Source organism: Pseudonocardia oceanicola (assembly GCF_047200735.1).
Classification (GTDB): domain Bacteria; phylum Actinomycetota; class Actinomycetes; order Mycobacteriales; family Pseudonocardiaceae; genus Pseudonocardia.
The window spans coordinates 1-18,683 of record NZ_JBJZON010000044.1; the positions used below are offsets into that span (position 1 = coordinate 1).

Here is an 18,683-nt window from a genome sequence, read left to right on the forward strand (position 1 = left end):
TACTGCAACGGCAGTTGATCAGTCCGGTGGTCGCTGGCCGCGGCGTCGGTAGTGGCACTCGCGGGCCTGTTGTTGGCGTTCGCGGCGCCATGTCGACCAGTGCATGGCCTGGTCGATGCCGGTGAGCGGGGCGAGGGCGAGGGTGGCGAGCAGGCGGCGGATCTCTTTGGCCGCATCGCGAGGGTGACATGCGCGTACCAGGCCCGGTAGGAGCGGACCTGGTAGTGGTCGAGCCCGGCCTCGTTCTTCGCGGTCTGGAAGCACTCCTCGATCGCCCAGCGGGCCCCTGCGACCCGAACCAGCTCGCGCAGCGGGGTGGCTGCGGGGGCGGCGCAGCGGTAGAACGCCAGCTCACGCACCGTCTTGCCCTCGGGAGCCTCGGCCTGGCGACGGACCAGTAGCCAGTGCCCCCAACCGGGCGGCAGCCCGGTGGCGTCGAGGGCGACCGCGGTCCAGTCATAGACCCGCTCCCCGTGCGCGCCCGGCCCGATCGCCCGCCGCTCCCACCCGGTCCGGTCGGTGTCGGGGTCACGAGCCCCGGCGATCGTCGCGAGGACCTTGGCCTGGCGGCGGTGCCCATCCGGACTGGTCAGCACATCGTCGTTGCGGGTGGCGAGCACGAAGGGGATCTCGCGGTCGGCCAGCCAGGTGCGGAAGGTCGGGTTCTGCCCGTAGGCCTCGTCCGCGGTCACCCACGACGCCGAGGTGAGCGCCCCGGCCTCGCGGGCGCGGGCCAGCATCGCCGTCCCGAGCTGGGGTTTCGTGGAGAACCCGACGTCGTCGGGGACGCCGGCCCGCGTGCAGCGGTCGCGGTCCTCGGTCCACGAGGTCGGCAGGGAGAGCTCCCGGTCGAGCAACGCCCGCCCCTTCGTCGAGGCGTAGGCCAAAAACACCCCGAGCTGACAATTATCGATCTTCCCGGTGGTCCCGGTGTACTGACGCTGCACCCCCGCCGAACGCACACCCTTCTTCACGAACCCGGTCTCGTCGACGATGAACACCCCGGAAGCAGGGTCACCGAGCTCGTCGAGGACATAACCGCGCAGGTCATCGCGGACACCGTCGATATCCCAGTCCGCGGTGCGCAGCAGCCGCTGCATCCCGTCCGGAGACACCGCCCCCGCATGCTCGGCCAGCGTCCACCCGTTTTGCCGCTCCAGCCCGGCCAGCAGCCCCCGCAGGTACGTCCCGACCCGGCGACGCGGCTCCGCCCTGCGGAAACGACCCACGATCAGCTCCACCACCGCGTCCAACGAGGCCACCCACCCGGCAACATCAACCACGCGGTGATCACCACCGCCGAACCGGACTCAGCCTCTCACGACACACCGCAACTGCCGTTGCAGTACTAAACGTCAAGACTCTCACTCGCATCAGTGTTTTACACATTTAACGCTAAAGAACTGACTTCTACCTGCGACGATAACATTATGCTATCGCCACTCACAGACGGCGCAGCCGCTGCACCGCTTCATCGAGGACGTCGTCGCGCTTGCAGAAGGCGAAGCGGAGCAGGGTCGGGGCGAGGTGCGGGTCGTCACAGAACACGCTCACCGGGACCGCGGCGACGCCGAGCCGCCCGGGCATGTCGCGGGCGAAGGCGGCGGCGTCGGTCACGCCGAGCGGGGCGAGGTCGGCGACGACGAAGTACGTGCCGCTCGGCTCGAACACCCGCGTCCCGGCCTCGCGCAGGCCGTCGACCAGCAGGTCCCGCTTCGGCCGCAGGTCGCCGGAGATCGCGGCGAACACGTCGTCGGGCAGGGCGAGCGCGTTCGCAACGGCCGGCTGGAAGGGGGCGCCGCCGGCGAACGTCAGGAACTGCTTCACCGTCCGCACCGCCGCGACGAGCTCGGCCGGCCCGTGCACCCAGCCGATCTTCCAGCCCGTCACGGAGAACGTCTTGCCGGCGCCGGAGACGGTGAGCGTGCGCTCCGCCATGCCGGGCAGCGCCGCCATCGGGACGTGCTCGGCCCCGAAGGTCATGTGCTCGTAGACCTCGTCCGTGACGACGACGGCGTCGTGCTCGAGGGCGAGGTCCCCGATCGCCCGCAGCGTGTCCCGGCCGAACACCGTGCCGGTCGGGTTGTGCGGGGTGTTGACCAGCACCGCCCGGGTACGGGGCCCGAACGCCGCGCGCAGCTCGACCGGATCGGGTTGGAAGTCGGGAGCGCGCAGCGGGACGGTCCGGCGCGTGGCCCCGGCCATCGCGATCACGGCCGGGTAGGAGTCGTAGTAGGGCTCGAAGATCACGACCTCGTCGCCCGGCTCGCAGAGGGCGATCACCGCCGACGCGATGGCCTCGGTGGCGCCCGTGGTGACGAGCACCTGGTCGGGATCGACGGACAGCGAGTGGAAGCGCTCCTGGTGCGCCGCCACCGCCTCGCGCAACGCCGGCAGCCCCGGCGCCGGCGGGTACTGGTTGACCCCGCCCTCGGTGATCGCCGCGGCGGCGTCGGCCAGCAGGGAGGCCGGACCGTCCGTATCGGGGAAGCCCTGGCCGAGGTTGATCGCGCCGGTGCGGACGGCGAGCTGGGTGATCTCCGCGAAGATCGTGGAGGTGAAGGGGCGCAGCCGCTCGGTCAGGAACTCCCGTCGGCCCATGGTCACCACCCTCGCATGTCCACGGCCCAGCGCTCCGCCACCTGCTCGCCGTCGACCAGCCACATCGCGTCGTGCAGCGCGACCGTCGGGTCGACGTGCGCCGGTACCACCCGGACCCGGTCGCCCACCCGCAGCCGCAGGTCACCGGGCGCGAACGTGGTGTGCTCGTCGGAGCAGAACCACACCTGGGCGCCGGGGATCGTCGGGTTGCCGTGGTCCATGCCCAGCGCCTTGAGCCCGACGTCGACGACCGCCCACTCGGCGGCCACCGAGATCACCGTGCCCAGCACGAACACCGCCTGCTCGAACGGGTGGCCGAGCTGGGTGTAGGCGCTGTCCATCAGCGCGTACGAGCCGGCCTGGATCTCGGTCGCCCACTCGTTGACGTCGTAGGTGCCGGTTCCGCCGGCGCTCACGAGCTCGCCGCCGACCGCCCGGGCCGCGACCGCGAGCTTCTCCATCGCCTCGCGGACGAGCCGGCGCCGCTCCTGCGCGGGCTGGACCATCATCAGGTGGCCCTCGTAGCCCATCACGCCACGCACCTCGAGCCCGTTGCGCCGGGCGAGATCGGCCAGCTCCCCGGCCTTCTCGGGCGGGCAGCCGCAGCGCGGGAGGCCGACGTTCACGTCGATCACGACCTCGAGGACGTTGCCGCGCAACGCCGCCGCGACGGTCTCCCGGGAATCGACGGCGAGGGTGACCCGGGCGCCGTCGCGGACCAGCTTCCCGAGCCGGGACGCGTCGACCACCTCGTTGGCCAGCAGCAGATCCCCGCCGAGCCCGTGCTCGGCCATGACCTCGCACTCCCGGACCGTCGCGCACGTGAAGCCGGGGTGGCCGTTGTCGCGTTGCCAGCGCGCGAGCGACGTGCACTTGTGTGCCTTGACGTGCGGGCGCAGCCGGGCGCCGGGGAGCGCGGCGCTCATCGTGTCGAGGTTGCGGCGCAGGGCTCCCCGCTCGACGAGCAGCGCGGGGGTGGTGAGGTCGTCGACACGCACGAGCAGAACCTACCCGGCGCGCATTATGGAACCATCATGTGATTGACGGCAGCCACTTCTCGCGTCAGGGAACCGTACTGCGAATCCGGAGCCGATGTCCGCGCGTCGTGGAACCCGCGCGTCGTGGAACCCGCGCGTTGTGGAACCACAGTGCGCCGGATCAGCTCGGGACGGGCAGGCGAGCGATCCGGCGGAGCGCGCCGGGAGCCACCTTGGACAGTACGTAGGCGATGCGGCTCTCCACCGTCAGCAGCTGGATCGGTCGGTTCGCCTCCACGGCACCGACGACCGCGTCGGCGACCTTGTCCAGCGCGTACGGCCGGCGCTTGAGCATCCGGTCGGTGGAGCGCCGGCGCTCGGCCGCCGTGGCCGCGTCGACCCCGACGAACCGGGCCGACCCGCCGATGTCGGTGGGCAGGAAGCCGGGGCACAGGGCCGTGACGCCGATGTCGTCCGCGGCGAGCTCCGCGCGCAGGCACTCCGACAGCATCAGCACCGCGGACTTCGTGGCGCAGTAGGCGGGCAGGAAGGTCGTCGGGGTGAAGGCGGCCGCGGACGCCACGTTGACCAGGTGCCCGCCCTCCCCGCGCTCGCGCATGCGGGCCGCGAAGAGGCGGCACCCGTGCACCACGCCCATCAGGTTGACGTCGACGATCGCGCGCCAGTCCGCGGGCTCGTGCGCGAGGAAGGGGCCGGAGACCGCGATGCCGGCGTTGTTGACCACGACGTCCGGCACGCCGATCTCGGTGCACACCCGGTCGGCGAGCGTGGCCATCGCGTCGGGGTCGGCGACGTCGACCTGGTAGGCGTGCCCGCCGGTCTCGAAGGCGGTCCGGCGCGCCGTGGAGAGCTCCTTGTCGACGGCGACGACCACCGCACCGCGCCGCGCGAAGCCGCGCGCCACCGCCCGGCCGATCCCGCTGCCGGCCCCGGTGACCAGGACGAGGCGGTCGGTCCACCGGCCCGGGGTCGGGACCGTGCGGCGCGGGACCGCACCGGGCAGCATCGCGGCGGCCTGAGTCGCACCGGGCGTCGTCGCGGCACCATGAGTCGCGGCGGGCACAGTCGCGGCGGCACGAGTCACACCGGGCACCGTCTCGGCCGCGTGGGTCGCATCGGGGGCCACGGCGGCGACCAGCTCGCGCACGCAGCGCGCGACGACGTCCGGGCGGCTGCGGGGCAGCCAGTGCCCGCCCGCCACCGGACGGAACCGGAAGTCCGCGGTGAACCGCTCGGCGCTCGCCTGCAGCGCCTGCGTGACGTACCGGTCCCGGCTCGGGGCGAGGACCTGCACCGGGACCTCCGTGCGGCGCTCCCCGCCGCTCCGACCCAGGTTGGCGCGGTAGAGCGCGAGCCCGCGCACGGCGTCACGCACGGCGGGCCGCGGGACCCCCTCCCGGCGGGCGACGAGCCCGCCGCCCAGTCCCGAGCGCCACAGCAGCTCGGGCAGCACCGGCAGCCGGAAGAACCCGACGTACCAGGAGCGGCGCAGCTGGCGGAGGCGGTCCCGCAGTCGCGCGCTGTGCACGAAGGCCCCGATGTGCGCGAGGCACGGACCGGAGATCGAGGTGAAGGAGGCGAACCGCGCGCGCAGGGCCGGATCGGTGACGGCCTGCCAGGCCTGGATCGAGCCCCAGTCGTGCGCGAGCAGGTGCACCGGCCGGTCGGCCGCCACGGCGTCGAGCACCGCCACGAGGTCCGCGGCCAGCCGCTCGACCCGGTACCCCTCGCCGTCCACCGGGGCCTGCGACGCACCTGCGCCGCGGACGTCGTAGGTCACCACGCGGAAGGAGTCCGCCAGCAGCGGGACGACGCCGTCCCAGACCGTGTGGTCGTCCGGGTAGCCGTGCACCGCCACGACGACCGGTGCGCCCTCCGGGCCGGTGACGTGAACGGCCAGGTCCAGGCCGTCCGGCGTGCGGACGGTGCGTGCCTCGGTGCGCATGGGCCGAGCCTAGGAGACCGCCGGGGGCCTCTCGGCTACTCGTAGGTAGGTGACCCGGGTCACGCCCGGTCGGGGAACCGGAACACCACGCCGGCATCCGACCTTGAACCCACCGGACCATCACCGGCGGGGAGGAACCGCGACGAGCGACGTCGCCGGGCGATCCGGACCCCGTGTGTACGAGGAAGGCCCCGCCGTTGCCCGCATCACCGACCCGGCCCAGCACTCCAGGCCGCGCGCGCCTCGCCCTGCTGCTCGGCGCGCTCATCGCGCTCGGCCCGCTCACGATCGACATGTACCTGCCCGCGCTACCGGGCATCGCGGACGATCTGGAGACGTCCTCGTCGGCCATCCAGCTCACCCTCACCGGCACGCTGCTCGGCCTCGCGCTCGGCCAGCTGTTCATCGGCCCGCTCGCCGACGCCGTCGGCCGCCGCAGGCCGCTCCTCGCCGGCACGGCGCTGCACGTCGTGTCCTCGCTGCTGATCGTCGTCGCGCCGACCATCGAGGTGCTCGGCGTGCTGCGGGTGCTGCAGGGCGTCGGCTCCGCCGCCGGCGCGGTCGTGGCCATGGCCGTGGTCCGCGACCTGTACACCGGCCGCGCCGCGGCCACCCTGCTCTCCCGGCTGATGCTCGTCATGGGCGCGGCCCCGGTGCTGGCGCCGACGCTCGGCGGCGAACTGCTGCGGGTGGCGGACTGGCGGGGCGTGTTCGTCGCGCTGGCCGCCTACGGCCTGCTCATCCTGGTCGTGCTGTTCTTCGCCCTCGGCGAGACGCTGCCGCCGGAGCGCCGCCGCAGCGCCGCCCTCGGCCCCACGCTGAAGGCCTACGGAACGCTGTTCCGCGACCGCGCCTACGTGGGGCTGATCCTGGTCGCCGGATTCATGATGGCCGGCATGTTCGGCTACATCTCCGGCTCCAGCTTCGTGTTCCAGCAGCAGTTCGGCCTCGACGCCCAGGAGTTCGGGCTGCTGTTCGGCGCCGGCGCGGTCTTCCTGATCGCCGCGACGCAGGCGAACGCCGCCCTGCTGCGCCGCTTCGAGCCTCGGCAGCTGCTGCTGGCCGCGAGCGTGTCCGGGACCGTCGCGGCGACCGTGCTGGCCGTGCTCGCCGGCACCGGGACCGGCGGGCTCGTCGGCGTGCTCGTGCCATTGTGGGCGGTGCTGGCCTCGGTCGGCCTGGCGCTGCCCAACGCCCCGGCGCTCGCCCTCTCCCGGCACGGCGAGCGGGCCGGCACCGCCGCGGCGCTGCTCGGCGCGGTCCAGTTCGGCGTCGGCGCACTGACCTCGCCCGTCGTCGGCCTGCTGGGCAACGACGCGCTGGCCATGGGACTGACCATCGCCGGCTCCCAGGCGCTCGCGCTCGGCCTGCTCCTGGCCGTGGTCCGGCCGTGGTCGCTGGGGGACGTCGACGAGGTGCCGGCGCCCGCCGCCGAGCCCGAGCTCGTGGACGAGCGTCCCGCCGTCGCCTGATCCGCGCACGCCGACGGCCCCGGCCCGCGCCGGGGCCGTCGGCGTTCTCGGGTTCGGCGGACCGGTCAGGGGTTCTCGGCGGCTCCGTCGGCTCCCTGCTCGCGCTCCAGGCGCTCGATCGCCCAGTGCGCCCAGCCCCGGACCGCCTCGTACTGGCGCAACCCGTACTCCGCCGCGAGCTGACCGAACCCCTCCGCGCCGGTCACCGGCGCGGCGGCGTGCTCCTCCCGGATCTTCCGCAGCTCGGTGACGCCCTGGTCGGTGCTCTCGGCGATCCTGCGGAGCACGACGAGCGCGTCCGCCGGGTCGAGTGCGGACAGCAGGAACATGCGCAGCACCTGTTCGTTGCGGACCTTGGCCTGCTTGGGCGGGGTGAGCAGCCACGTGCGCAGCTCCGCACGGCCGGCGGGGGTGACCGCGTAGGTCCGCGCACCGCGGGGGCCCTCGTGCGTGACCTCGGCCAGGCCCGCCCCGGCCAGCCGGTTCAGCTCCGGATAGATGCTCGTGTGGCCCGCCTGCCAGGCGTAGCGGCCCAGGTCCCGCTCGAACGCCTTGGTCAGCTCGTAGCCGCTCCGGGGGCGGACGGCGAGCAGACCGAGCAACGCGTGCGGCAACGACATGCGCCCAGCCTACCTGTCATTCCCGACATGTCACCCTTGACAGGTTGTGGCGTGAGGGGCACCGTTCTCCCCATGACGACGACGGAGACGCCGCTCTACCTGCAGGGCCACCTCGCCCCGGTGCCGGACGAGATCGAGGCCGTCGACCTGCCCGTCACGGGTACGCTCCCACCGGAGCTCACCGGGCGGTACCTCCGGAACGGGCCGAACCCGCTGCCGGGTCAGGACCCCGGGCACTGGTTCACCGGCCAGGGCATGCTGCACGGCGTCCGGCTCCGCGAGGGGCGCGCCGAGTGGTACCGCAACCGCTGGGTGCGCACCGGGACGATGGAGGGCCACCCCTTCCTGCGCCCGGACGGCACCTTCGACCGCACCGCGGTCGTCGCCAACACGCACGTGGTCGAGCACGGCGGGCGGATCCTCGCGCTGGTGGAGAACGGCTTCCCGTACGTCGTGACGCCGGAGCTGGACACGGTCGGTCCGGACGACTTCGGCGGCCGGCTCACCACGGCGATGACCGCGCACCCGAAGACCGACCCGGTCACCGGTGACCTGCACTTCTTCGGCTACGGCGCGCTGCCGCCGTTCCTCACCTACCACCGGCTCTCCGCGACCGGCGACCTCGTGGAGAGCGCGGAGGTCCCGGTCGCGGGGCCGACGATGATGCACGACTTCGCGATCACCGACCGGCACGCGGTGTTCCTCGACCTGCCGATGACCTTCCGGCTGCAGCGGGGCATGCCCTACGGCTGGGACGACGACTACGGCGCCCGGCTCGGCGTGATGCCGCTGGACCGGCCCGGCGAGGTGCGCTGGTTCGAGATCGACCCCTGCTACGTCTTCCACGTCGGCAACGCCCACGAGGACGCCGCGGGACGGATCGTGCTCGACGCCGCCCGCTACACCCGGGACGCGATCACGGCCGCCTGGGAGGCCATCGGCCCGAGCCCGTCCGGGCACGCCTCGGCCGCCGCGGCCGCCGGCGTCGCCACCCTGCACCGCTGGACGATCGACCCGGCCGCCGGGACGGTCACCCAGGCGCAGCTCTCGGCGGAGGGCCTGGAGTTCCCGACCGTCGACGACGCGCGGGTCGGCCGGCCGAACCGGTACCTCTACGCCGTGTCCGACACCGAGGGGATCCTGCAGCACGACGCCGAACGCGGGACGGTCGCCGCGCACGGCCTCGGGCCGGACGTCGTCGCCGGGGAGGCGGTGTTCGTCCCGTCCGCGACACCCGACCGGGGTGAGGCGGACGGCTGGCTGCTCTCCATCACCACCACCCGGAACGGCACGGCGTCCGAGCTGCTCGTGCTCGACGCGACGGACGTCGCCGGCGCGCCCGTCGCGCGGGTGACCCTGCCGCGCGGGGTGCCCGCGGGCTTCCACGGATCCTGGATCCCCGACGCCGACCTGGGGTGATGCTGCTGGTCTACGGCATCGGCTTCGTGCTGGCCCTGGCCACCGGGGACCCGCGCACCCTGCTGCTGCGGAACTCGCTGATCACCGCGTCGGTCGGCGTCGTCTTCCTGGTGACGGCGATCCGGGGGCACCGGCTCTCCTCCACCGTCTGGGGCATCGGCCTGATCGTCGAGGCACTCGTCCGGATCCCGGTGGTCTACCTGCTGCCCGTCGACGTCTCGGTGGGCGCCACGGAGGCGCTGGGGGATCGTGACCTTCGCCGGCCTCATGGTGTGGAACGGCTGGTACGTGCGTCGGGCGCAGAAGCGGCGGACCGCCGGGCGTCCGGCACCCGGAACAGCGGCAGGAACGCCTGCGTGAGCGGGCCGATCGCCAGGGCGTAGAGCACGGTCCCGATCCCCACCGTGCCGCCGAGCACCCAGCCGGTCGCGAGCACCACGACCTCGATCGCCGTCCGCACCAGCCGGATCGATCGTCCGGTGCGGGCGGCGAGGCCGGTCATCAGGCCGTCGCGCGGTCCCGGCCCGAGCCGCGCGCCGACGTAGGAGGCCGACGCCACGCCGTTGAGCACGATCCCGCCGGCCATCAGGCCGATCCGGGCGGGCCACGAGTGCACTCCGGGGATCAGGGCGAGGGCCGCGTCGACGGACAGGGCGATCACCACGACGTTGGCGACGGTCCCGACACCGGGCCGCTGCCGCAGCGGGATCCACAGCAGCAGCACCACGGCTCCGGTGATCGCGGTGATCACCCCGAAGCTCAGCGGCAGCCGGCTCTCGAGGCCCTGGTGCAGGACGTCCCACGGGTTGAGCCCGAGCGCGCCCCGGATCTGCATCGCCATCGACGTGCCGTAGAGCGCGAGACCCGCGAGCAGCTGCGGGAGCCGGCGGAGCGGGGCGTGCGTGACGGGCAGCAGGCGGAGATCCACGCTCCCAGGGTCCGCCAGGGTGGCCTGTTCAGGAAGGGCCAATCCGCGGCTAGTGGCCACGAGTGGACGGCGACCGGTGCTCGCGTGGAACAATCACGGCGAACGCGCGACTGGCGGCATACCGAGGATGGCATCGACCATCGGGGAGCTGACGTCCGCGGGGGTCGACCGCCTGGGCCTCCGCGTCACGAGGGAACCCATGACCGCACGACTGCTGCCCGGCAAGCCCGTCGCCGAGCGGGTCCTGGCCGACGTCACCGCCCGGGCCGACGCACTGCGCGCCCGCGGCGTCACCCCCAGCCTGGCCACGATCCTGGTCGGCGACGACGACGCCTCCGCCGGCTACATCCGGATCAAGCAGAAGCAGGCCGCCGAGCTCGGCATCGACTCGCCGCACACCCACCTGCCGCAGGACGCGACCCAGGAGCAGCTGGTCGCGACGATCCGGGCCTACAACGACGACCCCGCGGTGCACGGTCTGCTGATCCAGTACCCGGTGCCCGGCCACCTCGACTACGACGCCGCGCTGGCCGAGATGGACCCGGACAAGGACGTCGACGGCATGCACCCGATGAACATGGGCCGCCTCGCCGTCGGGCTGCCCGCGCCCCTGCCCTGCACCCCCGCGGGCATCGAGGAGCTGCTGGCCTTCCACGAGGTCCCGGTCTCCGGCCGCGAGGTCGTGATCCTCGGCCGTGGGGCCACCCTCGGCCGCCCGCTGGCCATGCTGCTGGCCCAGAAGCGGCCCACCGCCAACGCGGCCGTCACCGTGGTGCACACCGGCGTGCCGGACTGGGAGCGGTACACGAAGCGCGCCGAGGTCCTCATCGCCGCCGCGGGCGTGCCGGGGATCATCCGGCCCGAGCACGTCAGGCCCGGCGCGACGGTCGTCGGCGGCGGGGTGCGGTACTCCGGCAGGAAACTGCTCCCGGACGTCGACGAGTCCTGCGCCGAGGTCGCGGGCGCGATCACCCCACGGGTCGGCGGGGTGGGCCCCACGACGGTCGCCATGCTCTTCCGCAATGTCATCGCCGCCGCCGAGAAGGCGGTCGGGAAGGGCTGAGCGCCCGGGGCCCGATCCACGAACGGCGCTCTCGCTCACCAGGAACGAGCGAGAGCGCCGTTCGCTCACCCGATGTCCGGCGGGTCAGATCAGGTGGCGGACGAACCAGTCCCGGGCCGGGGCGCCGGCGCGGTCGAAGTCGTCGACGTACGCGTCGAAGTGGCCGCCCGGGAGGAGCTCGAGCGCCTTCGGTTCGCGCGCCCGCTCGTAGGCGTCGATCGCGAGGTGGGCGGGTGTGAGGTGGTCCTCCCGCGCGACGACCATGAGCAGCGGCGTCGGGCTGATCCGCGCGATGTAGGCCTCGGGCTCGTACTCGCCGAGCATCTCGACGGTCCGCAGGGTGACCTCGTTGCGCCAGGCCGGGGCGCGCAGCTTGCCGGTCTCGGTGAACCAGGTCCACGAGTCCGGCGTCGGGAGTGCCGAGGGCGCCAGCGGGTCCTCCGCCACCACGGGCACCATGGCCGGCGGGTCGCCGGCGTACCGGGCCGCGCGGTCGGCGTCGAACATCTCCCGGAACCCGGCCCGGAAGTCCGCCCGCACCAGCTCGCCGATGTTCTTCGAGCCGCTGACCAGCGGGACCTGCGCGACCACGGCCTTGACCCGGCGGTCGATCGCGCCCACCACCAGCACGTGCCCGCCGGAGTAGCTCGAGCCCCAGATGCCGATGCGGGTCGCGTCGACCTCGTCGAGCGTGCTCGCGTAGGTGATCGCGTGCCGGTAGTCGCGGACCTGCGCGACCGGGTCGATCTCCTGCCGCGGCTCACCGTCGCTGGCGCCGAAGTTGCGGTTGTCGAAGACCAGGGCGTTCAGCCCCGCCGCCGCGAACAGCTCGGCGAACCGGTCCAGGTACATCTCCTTCACGGCCGAGAAGCCGTGGGCCATCACGATCGTCGGGGCGCGGCCGGTCGCGCCCTCCCCGCTGTAGAACCAGCCGCGCAGGGTGGTGCCCTCGGCGTCGAACTCGACGTCCCGTCGCGTCATTGCGACCTCCTGGAGAATCGGGGCTCCCCAGTCTCGCCGCACCCGGCCGCACCGTCCAGCTTGACCTGCACTTCACTTCAGGTCCTAGCGTCCCGACCATGGACGTCACCACCTGGAGCGCCCTGCGCACCGCCTCCCGGGAGCAGGAGCAGACGCGGGCGCCGGTGCCCGTCACCCTGCGGCGGATCGCGGGGTTCGCCCGGCCGCACGAGCGGCGGATCATCGTCTTCGTGCTGCTCAGCGTGGTCGGGGCGGTGCTGACCGTCGCCACGCCGCTGCTGGCCGGCCGGGTGGTCGACGCGATCGACACCCGGGAGGGGCTGCGCGTCCTCGCCGGGCTGGCCGGGCTGATCGCCGTCGTCGCGGTGGCCGAGGCCGGGCTGGGGCTGCTCACCCGCTGGTTCTCCGCGACCATCGGCGAGGGGCTGATCCTGCAGCTGCGGACCGCGGTGTTCGACCACGTGCAGCGCATGCCGGTCGCGTTCTTCACCCGGACCCGCACCGGCGCGCTGGTCAGCCGCCTCAACAACGACGTGCTGGGCGCGCAGCGGGCCTTCAGCGACACCCTGTCCGGGGTCGTCGGCAACGTCGTGACGCTCCTGCTGACGCTCGCCGTGATGCTGAGCATCTCCTGGCAGGTCACGGTGCTCGCGCTGCTCCTGCTGCCGGTGTTCGTGGTCCCGGCCCGGCGGATGGGCTCGCGGCTGGCCCGGCTGCAGCGCGAGGCCGCCGACCACAACGCCGCGATGAGCACGCAGATGACCGAGCGGTTCTCCGCACCGGGCGCCACGCTCGTCAGGCTGTTCGGACGGCCGGCGGACGAGTCGGCGGAGTTCGGGTCGCGGGCCGGCCGGGTGCGCGACATCGGCGTGCGGTCGGCGATGGTGCAGTGGGTGTTCGTGACGGCGTTGACGCTGGTCTCGGCCCTGGCGCTCGCCCTGGTCTACGGCGTGGGTGGCGCGCTGGCCCTCGGCGGGGCGCTGGCCCCGGGTGCCGTCGTGTCCCTCGCGCTGCTGCTCACGAGGCTCTACGCGCCGCTCACCGCCCTGGCCGGGGCACGGGTGGAGGCGATGGGCGCGGTCGTCAGCTTCGAGCGGGTCTTCGAGGTGCTCGACCTGCAGCCCGGGATCCAGGACCCGGCGGAGCCGCGGGCGCTACCGGCGGGGGCGCTGGAGGTGCGGTTCGCCCACGTCGACTTCGCCTACCCGGCCGCGGCGCGGGTGTCGCTGGCCTCGCTCGAGGAGGTCGCGACGCTCGACGCCCGGGGCGGCGACCCGGTGCTGCACGACGTCTCGTTCACGGTGCCGGCGGGTTCGCTCACCGCGCTGGTGGGCAGCTCCGGGGCCGGCAAGTCGACGATCGCGCAACTGCTCGCCCGGCTCTACGACGTCGACGGCGGCGCGGTGTCGGTCGGCGGCGTCGACGTCCGGGACCTGCGGGCGGCGGACCTGCACGGCGACGTCGGCCTCCTGACGCAGGACGGCCACCTCTTCCACGACACGATCCGCGCGAACCTGCTGCTCGCGGCGCCGGGCGCGGGCGACGACGAGCTGTGGGCCGCGCTGCACCGGGCCAGGCTGGGCACACTGGTCGCGACCGTGCCCGACGGGCTGGACACCGTCGTCGGCGAGCGGGGCTACCGGCTCTCCGGCGGGGAGCGGCAGCGGCTGACGATCGCGCGGCTGCTGCTCGCGAAGCCCCGGATCGTGGTGCTCGACGAGGCCACGGCCAGCCTCGACTCCACCTCCGAGGCGGCGGTGCAGGCCGCGCTGGCGGAGGCACTGGACGGGCGCACCGCCCTGGTGATCGCGCACCGGTTGTCCACGGTGCGCGACGCCGACCAGATCCTCGTCCTGGAACAGGGGCGGATCGTCGAGCGCGGCACGCACGAGATGCTGCTCGCCCGGGACGGCCGCTACGCCGAGCTCTACCGCACCCAGTTCGACGAGCCCGAGCCCGCCGCCGCGTAGGGCCTCACGGGAGCCGGCGCGAGAAGATCCAGGCCAGCAGGTAGGCGCGGGAGTTGCCGCCGTCGATCGCCGAGTCCGGCAGCTCGGCCGCCGCCGCGCGGGCCGCGGCCGGATCGGCCAGGGCCAGGTACATCACCAGGTAGTCGCCGAACGGGACGTCGAAGCCCGACGCCGCCGCCTCGACCACGTCGGCACGGATGCGGTCGGCGTCGCCGGCGAGGTAACCGGCGACGGGGGCCATGGGGATCAGCTGGATGCCGAGCACCGCGGCGGGTGCCGGGCTGAACCAGGTCGCGTAGTCGCGCTTGCCGCCCCAGTTGATCGCCACGACGCGGTGGCCGAACCCGGCGAACTCGGCGGACTGCAGCGGGGGTGCGACGTAGTACCGCACGGCCGCGGCCGCCTCGCGGCTCAGCAGCACCACGGCGCGTTCCCGCTCCCCCGGGTCGCCGCGGACCTGCGCCCACAGGGCGAGGCCGTTGTAGGCCGCTACGGCCTCCGAGCTCGACTCCTGGTTGTTGCCGTCGGCGAACGGGCTGAAGCCCGACGCCCAGGAATGCCCGGCGTACTCGTCGAAGGCCCGCGCCCGCGGGAACTCGGCGGTCCTCGCGCCGGCCCCGATGTCGGCGGCGAGCAGGTCCGTCACCGGCGCGACGGCGGCAGCCAGACCCGGGTCGTCACGGGCCGCGACCGCCGCGGCGTAGAGGAAGTATCCGTAGTGGAACTGGTGGTCGTTGAACTGCTCGGAACCGAACGCGACACCCAGACCGACGACCCCGCGCAGCACCGGGTCGTAGACGAAGCAGTGCGTGTCCCGGGACGCGCACCCGTCCGGCTGCGTCCAGCGGCGCAGCTCGGCGGCCAGCGCGGAGCGCAGCCGGCCGGCGGGCCCGGCCAGGCCGAGCTGTCCGGCCAGCCGCAGCAGGTTCGCGGCCCGCGCGAGCTGCTTGCCGGCCGCGTAGGTGTCCGAGGCCGTGAACATCGGGGATGCCGCCGCCTCGCGCACGGCCTCGGCGACGGCGGTCCGCTCGGTGTCGGACATCCCGGAGAGGTCGAGCGTGTCCGACGGCTCGACCCGCGGGTCCGAGACCGTGAGCGAGGTGCCGGCGCACAGCACCAGCGGCCCGTAGATCGTCGGGTAGGTGCCGGACGTGCAGCCGGGCCCGGCGTCCTGGTGGGGCATCGCGCCGACGAGGGTGTCGCCGCCGTCCGTGCGGTAGTCGAGCGTGGTGACGACTCGGTCGCCCACGATCCGGTGCGCGACCTCGCCGCCGAGCACCGCGACGGCGGCGTGCTCGGCGAGCAGGGCACCGTCCCCGCCGGGCGGGACGGCGAACAGGGTGACCCACGACCCGGCCGGCAGCCGCCCGCCGGCGCCCGCGACCTCGGCGCCGCCACCGGCCACGAGCCCGTACCGCTGCCCGAGGACCTCGACGGTCCCCCCGGCCGCCATCGCCGGATCGAGGGTGATCCGCTGCTCGGTCGTGGCCGTGTAGCGCACGTACGGGGAACCGCGCGCCAGCAGCACGCGGCCGCGCTCGGCACCGCTCCCGTCGAGGAACGCGACGGTCACGGTCAGGTCGTCGTAGCGCACGACCAGCATGCGCGCGGTGCCGAGGCCCAGGTCGAGCCCGGGGCGGTGGCTGCCGAAGATCGTCGTCGTGGTCGGGTCGACCTCCGGGAGCGCGATCGCGAACCCGTCGTCGCGGACGCCGACGGAGAGCGGCAGCGGGAAGACCGGTTGCGGGGCGGCGGGGAACACCAGCCCGGAGAACCACCGGTTCGTCGGCGGCACCAGTCCCGGGGCCAGTCGCATCGCGGGCGCGCTCCCGATGCTGCGCTGCGGCAACGAGGCCACGGCCGCGGCGAGTGCGGGGTCGCTGCGGTCCGACTGCTCCTCGGGGGCCGGCGCGCCGCCCGTGCAGCCGGCGAGGACGAGGAGGATCACCAGCACGGGGAGCGCGGACCGGTGCCTCACGTGCCGAGGCCCGCCCGGCGGAGCACCGAGGTCGCGGCGTCGGTGACGACGCCGACCTTGCGCAGCACCCAGGTCGTGGCGTCCGTGACGACGCCGTCGTTGCGCAGGTGCAGGGTCGCCGTGACGGGGGTGCCGACGGCGAACAGCCCGTCCGCGGTGACGTCGCCGAGCTGGTCGCTGTACGCCTCCACCTCCGTCCGCGCCTGCCCGTCCTCGGTCCGCACCTGGATGCGCCGTACCTGCGCGTCGACGGACCGGTTCGACGGCAGGAGCACCTCGAGCATCGCGTCGGGGGGCAACCGCGCGTAGTCCTGCGCCGTGAGCACGAACTCGCCCTCGACGTACAGCGAGCCCGCCCGCTGCACCGTCGCGATCGTGCTGTTCGCCGGTACGAAGGAGCCGAGCGGGTAGTCGAGGGACGCCACGCGACCGTCGTCGCTCGCGGTGAGGACGAGCGTGCCGTCGGGGCGCATCTCGTAGGGCAGGGCGCTGGTGTCGACGAGACTCTGGGCGAGGTCACGCTGCACAGCACTGCTGCGCAGCTCGAACATCGGCTGACCGACTGCGACCTGGTCGCCGATCCGCACGAGCTGTGCCACGAGCGTGCCGCCGTAGTCGGTGCCGACCGGGTAGGTCTCGGCGGCCAGCTCGGCCGAGCGGCTCTCGACGACACCGTTGCGGGCGTTCAGCACCATGGTCAGCACCGCGGTCAGTGCGAGGACACCGAGGATCCCGAGCCCGAGCCGGATCCGGCCGCGCCAGGTCATCCGGCGTCCTCCGCCGGAGCGAGCGCCGCCGACGAGTGGACGGTCGCGCGCGGGGCCTCCGCCTCACGCTGCCGGGGCACCGGCACCGGTTCCTCCGACGGCCACCCACGGCCGCGGTCGCGGTCGCCGAGCCGGCGGCGTGCGGCGCGGTTCAGGGCCCGGGTCTCGCGAGCCTCGCGCATCGCCGTGACCACGAACGCGCCCAGCACGACGGTGTTGGTGACGTTCCAGACCAGGGCGAGGGCGACGGTCCGGTCCGCGTACGCCTGCCAGATCCCCACCACCGAGGTGAGCAGCAGGAAGAGGAAGGTCAGCACCTGCGGGACGATGAAGTCGAACGGCGAGTTCCGGACGCCGGAGCGATGGGTCACGCTCCACGACTGCCCCCGGCGCAGCAGGGCGTTCAGGAACGCCCGGGTGTAGATCGGGAAGGACGCCGTGGCCAGCATCAACGTCTCCCACCGGAACGACCCGATGGTGTACAGCGCGACCACGATCTGCATGACGTAGAAACCGGCGTAGTGGAAGAACCAGGTCGCGCCGGAGACCTCGGCGTCGATGGGCCCGATCCCGAAGTAGATCTGCAGCGGCGGCACCAGGATCAGCAGCAGCGGGGCCACGCCGACCAGGTAGAAGGTGGCCGTGCCGAAGTACTGCAGGCGCTGGTCGAGCGTCAGGGTGCGGCGGCGCCCCATCGGGTTGCTGCGCAGCAGGATCTCGAATCCGCCCGTGGCCCACCGCAGCTGCTGTGTCGAGTACGCCTCGATGGTCTCCGGGGTCCGGCCGATCGCGAGTTCGGTGGCGATGTACACCGACCGCCAGCCTCGCTCGTGGAGCTTGAGCGACGTCCACACGTCCTCGGACTTGGACTCCTGGTAGATGCCGCCGATCTCCATGACCGCCGAGCGGCGGAACACCACGTTGGTGCCCACGCAGAAGGCCGCGTTGAACCGGTTCTTCCCGGGCAGCATGAAGCGGTAGAACACGGTCTGCATGTAGCCCGCCCCGCGGGAGAGCAGATTGTTCAGGTTGCCGTACACCTGTGGTGTCTGGACGAAGGCGACCGTGGGGTCCGCGAAGAAGGGCAGGGTCTCACGCAGGAAGTCGGGCTGCACGACGAAATCGGCGTCCAGGATCACGAAGAACTCGCCGGTCGTCAGGCCCAATGCATGATTGACGTTGCCCGCCTTGGCGTAGTCGTTGCCGGCGCGGGTGACGTAGATCGCCCCGAGTTCCCTGGCGAGGGCGAGCACCCCGGCCGTCCTGCCGTCGTCCAGCACGTAGGTCGTGTGGCGGCCCTCCATGGCAAGGGCGGCGACCACGGTGCGCCGGATGTCGTCGAGGGATTCGCCGTAGGTGGTGATGAAGACGTCCACGGTCGCCTCCGCACCGCCCAGGAACATCGGCCGGTGCCGGGGCGCGACACCGTCAGCGGCCTCGCGGCCCGGGCCGTACAGCCGGCGCCGTGCCTCGTAGAAGCGGTAGTCGCGCGGGTCGTGCCCGCAGGACAGGATCGTCCACAGGGCCAGTGTCGCCTGGAACACGATGAAGGACTCGGCGACCAGCACCATCGCGTAGGGAATCCAATTGCCGTGATGGGAGAAATCGAAGAGGAAAACCGCGTAGAGCACGACGCCGATCGTCGCGGCGAACACGATCGCCATGAGCGACGGCGAGTCGGCGACCTCCTGCCTGCGCGAGCGCGGGGGCGGGGGGCCACTCGTCCCGGTTTCGACCGTTCCCGTCTCGGTGCCGCCGTTCGACGAGGGATCGTTCGACACAGTGCGGTCTCCCGGACAGGTTCATGGCGACGATCGCGAGATGGGCGAGGGAAAATGAGCGCAAGGCGGAAGAGGTGAACGAGGAGTATGATCGTGACGACTCAGGGCCCTGTCAAACCCCGATTTCGACGACTTTCCACACAGGTGACCGCACGAGTGG

At 73.1% G+C, this 18,683-nt stretch carries 15 protein-coding genes and 1 riboswitch; of the genes, 5 read left to right on the forward strand and 10 right to left on the reverse strand.

Translation table 11 applies throughout. The features are described 5' to 3' along the window. From ACL02T_RS33560 to ACL02T_RS33575, 4 genes are all read right to left on the reverse strand, one after another. Window positions 1–1,283, reverse strand: a 1,283-nt coding sequence (locus ACL02T_RS33560) for an IS701 family transposase (RefSeq protein WP_503129110.1), incomplete at its 3' end; no start/stop codon positions are given. 160 nt (window positions 1,284–1,443) lie between these two features. Further along, entirely contained in the window at window positions 1,444–2,601 is a 1,158-nt protein-coding gene (locus tag ACL02T_RS33565) for a pyridoxal phosphate-dependent aminotransferase (protein ID WP_412834855.1), read from the reverse strand. A gap of 2 nt (window positions 2,602–2,603) precedes the next feature. Then, a complete protein-coding gene (locus tag ACL02T_RS33570) occupies window positions 2,604–3,599 on the reverse strand; it encodes an alanine racemase (RefSeq protein ID WP_412834856.1) in 996 nt (331 codons plus the stop codon). Window positions 3,600–3,759: 160 nt separating this feature from the next. Further along, window positions 3,760–5,544, reverse strand: coding sequence for an SDR family oxidoreductase (locus ACL02T_RS33575; RefSeq protein WP_412834857.1), 1,785 nt, complete (start codon window positions 5,542–5,544; stop codon window positions 3,760–3,762). 197 nt (window positions 5,545–5,741) lie between these two features. Here ACL02T_RS33575 and ACL02T_RS33580 point away from each other — a divergent pair, with 197 nt between their 5' ends. Next, window positions 5,742–7,016 (forward strand): multidrug effflux MFS transporter, encoded by a 1,275-nt coding sequence (locus ACL02T_RS33580; RefSeq protein ID WP_412834858.1) that lies wholly within the window; start codon window positions 5,742–5,744, stop codon window positions 7,014–7,016. Between the two features lie 65 nt (window positions 7,017–7,081). Here ACL02T_RS33580 and ACL02T_RS33585 read toward each other — a convergent pair whose 3' ends face one another. Then, complete coding sequence (locus ACL02T_RS33585; RefSeq protein ID WP_412834859.1) at window positions 7,082–7,636, reverse strand: PadR family transcriptional regulator; 555 nt, start codon at window positions 7,634–7,636, stop codon at window positions 7,082–7,084. 72 nt (window positions 7,637–7,708) lie between these two features. Between ACL02T_RS33585 and ACL02T_RS33590 the strand changes: the two genes are divergently transcribed. Together ACL02T_RS33590 and ACL02T_RS33595 are read left to right on the forward strand one after the other, a co-directional pair. Beyond that, complete coding sequence (locus tag ACL02T_RS33590) at window positions 7,709–9,055, forward strand: carotenoid oxygenase family protein (RefSeq protein WP_412834860.1); 1,347 nt, start codon at window positions 7,709–7,711, stop codon at window positions 9,053–9,055. Beyond that, entirely contained in the window at window positions 9,052–9,438 is a 387-nt protein-coding gene (locus tag ACL02T_RS33595) for a DUF3159 domain-containing protein (RefSeq protein ID WP_412834861.1), read from the forward strand. The genes ACL02T_RS33590 and ACL02T_RS33595 overlap by 4 nt, the downstream gene beginning before the upstream one ends. Here ACL02T_RS33595 and yczE read toward each other — a convergent pair. Next, on the reverse strand, window positions 9,321–9,983 hold the full coding sequence (yczE, locus tag ACL02T_RS33600; protein WP_412834862.1) for a membrane protein YczE: 663 nt from the start codon (window positions 9,981–9,983) through the stop codon (window positions 9,321–9,323). The two genes, ACL02T_RS33595 and yczE, sit on opposite strands and share 118 nt — an antisense overlap. A gap of 96 nt (window positions 9,984–10,079) precedes the next feature. Further along, window positions 10,080–10,168, forward strand: a riboswitch (ZMP/ZTP riboswitch). A 14-nt stretch (window positions 10,169–10,182) separates the two neighbouring features. Between yczE and ACL02T_RS33605 the strand changes: the two genes are divergently transcribed. After that, window positions 10,183–11,046, forward strand: a complete 864-nt coding sequence (locus ACL02T_RS33605) for a bifunctional 5,10-methylenetetrahydrofolate dehydrogenase/5,10-methenyltetrahydrofolate cyclohydrolase (RefSeq protein WP_412834863.1) — start codon at window positions 10,183–10,185, stop codon at window positions 11,044–11,046. A gap of 84 nt (window positions 11,047–11,130) precedes the next feature. Here ACL02T_RS33605 and ACL02T_RS33610 read toward each other — a convergent pair whose 3' ends face one another. Continuing rightward, a complete protein-coding gene (locus ACL02T_RS33610; protein WP_412834864.1) occupies window positions 11,131–12,027 on the reverse strand; it encodes an alpha/beta hydrolase in 897 nt (298 codons plus the stop codon). A gap of 98 nt (window positions 12,028–12,125) precedes the next feature. On the opposite strand from ACL02T_RS33610, the gene ACL02T_RS33615 reads away from it, so the two are divergent. Continuing rightward, window positions 12,126–13,997 carry an ABC transporter ATP-binding protein gene (locus ACL02T_RS33615; protein ID WP_412834865.1) on the forward strand — a complete coding sequence of 624 codons (1,872 nt, stop codon included), beginning with the start codon at window positions 12,126–12,128 and terminating at the stop codon, window positions 13,995–13,997. Between the two features lie 4 nt (window positions 13,998–14,001). On the opposite strand, the gene ACL02T_RS33620 is transcribed toward ACL02T_RS33615, so the two are convergent. From ACL02T_RS33620 to ACL02T_RS33630, 3 genes are read right to left on the reverse strand one after another with little or no spacing between them, the layout of a single operon-like run. Next, a complete protein-coding gene (locus ACL02T_RS33620) occupies window positions 14,002–15,975 on the reverse strand; it encodes a glycosyl hydrolase (RefSeq protein WP_412834866.1) in 1,974 nt (657 codons plus the stop codon). After that, window positions 15,972–16,742 carry a hypothetical protein gene (locus tag ACL02T_RS33625; protein ID WP_412834867.1) on the reverse strand — a complete coding sequence of 257 codons (771 nt, stop codon included), beginning with the start codon at window positions 16,740–16,742 and terminating at the stop codon, window positions 15,972–15,974. The genes ACL02T_RS33620 and ACL02T_RS33625 overlap by 4 nt, the downstream gene beginning before the upstream one ends. Then, window positions 16,739–18,523 (reverse strand): glycosyltransferase family 2 protein, encoded by a 1,785-nt coding sequence (locus ACL02T_RS33630; protein WP_412834868.1) that lies wholly within the window; start codon window positions 18,521–18,523, stop codon window positions 16,739–16,741. The genes ACL02T_RS33625 and ACL02T_RS33630 overlap by 4 nt, the downstream gene beginning before the upstream one ends. Window positions 18,524–18,683: the final 160 nt, after the last annotated feature.

Bases quoted from the DNA above. Each gene is read 5' to 3' on its own strand.
- ACL02T_RS33610 (WP_412834864.1), bottom strand. From the start codon at position 12,027: ATGACGCGACGGGACGTCGAGTTCGACGCCGAGGGCACCACCCTGCGC.
- ACL02T_RS33605 (WP_412834863.1), top strand. From the start codon at position 10,183: ATGACCGCACGACTGCTGCCCGGCAAGCCCGTCGCCGAGCGGGTCCTG.
- ACL02T_RS33575 (WP_412834857.1), bottom strand. From the start codon at position 5,544: ATGCGCACCGAGGCACGCACCGTCCGCACGCCGGACGGCCTGGACCTG.
- ACL02T_RS33625 (WP_412834867.1), bottom strand. From the start codon at position 16,742: ATGACCTGGCGCGGCCGGATCCGGCTCGGGCTCGGGATCCTCGGTGTC.
- ACL02T_RS33585 (WP_412834859.1), bottom strand. From the start codon at position 7,636: ATGTCGTTGCCGCACGCGTTGCTCGGTCTGCTCGCCGTCCGCCCCCGG.
- ACL02T_RS33565 (WP_412834855.1), bottom strand. From the start codon at position 2,601: ATGGGCCGACGGGAGTTCCTGACCGAGCGGCTGCGCCCCTTCACCTCC.
- ACL02T_RS33590 (WP_412834860.1), top strand. From the start codon at position 7,709: ATGACGACGACGGAGACGCCGCTCTACCTGCAGGGCCACCTCGCCCCG.
- ACL02T_RS33615 (WP_412834865.1), top strand. From the start codon at position 12,126: ATGGACGTCACCACCTGGAGCGCCCTGCGCACCGCCTCCCGGGAGCAG.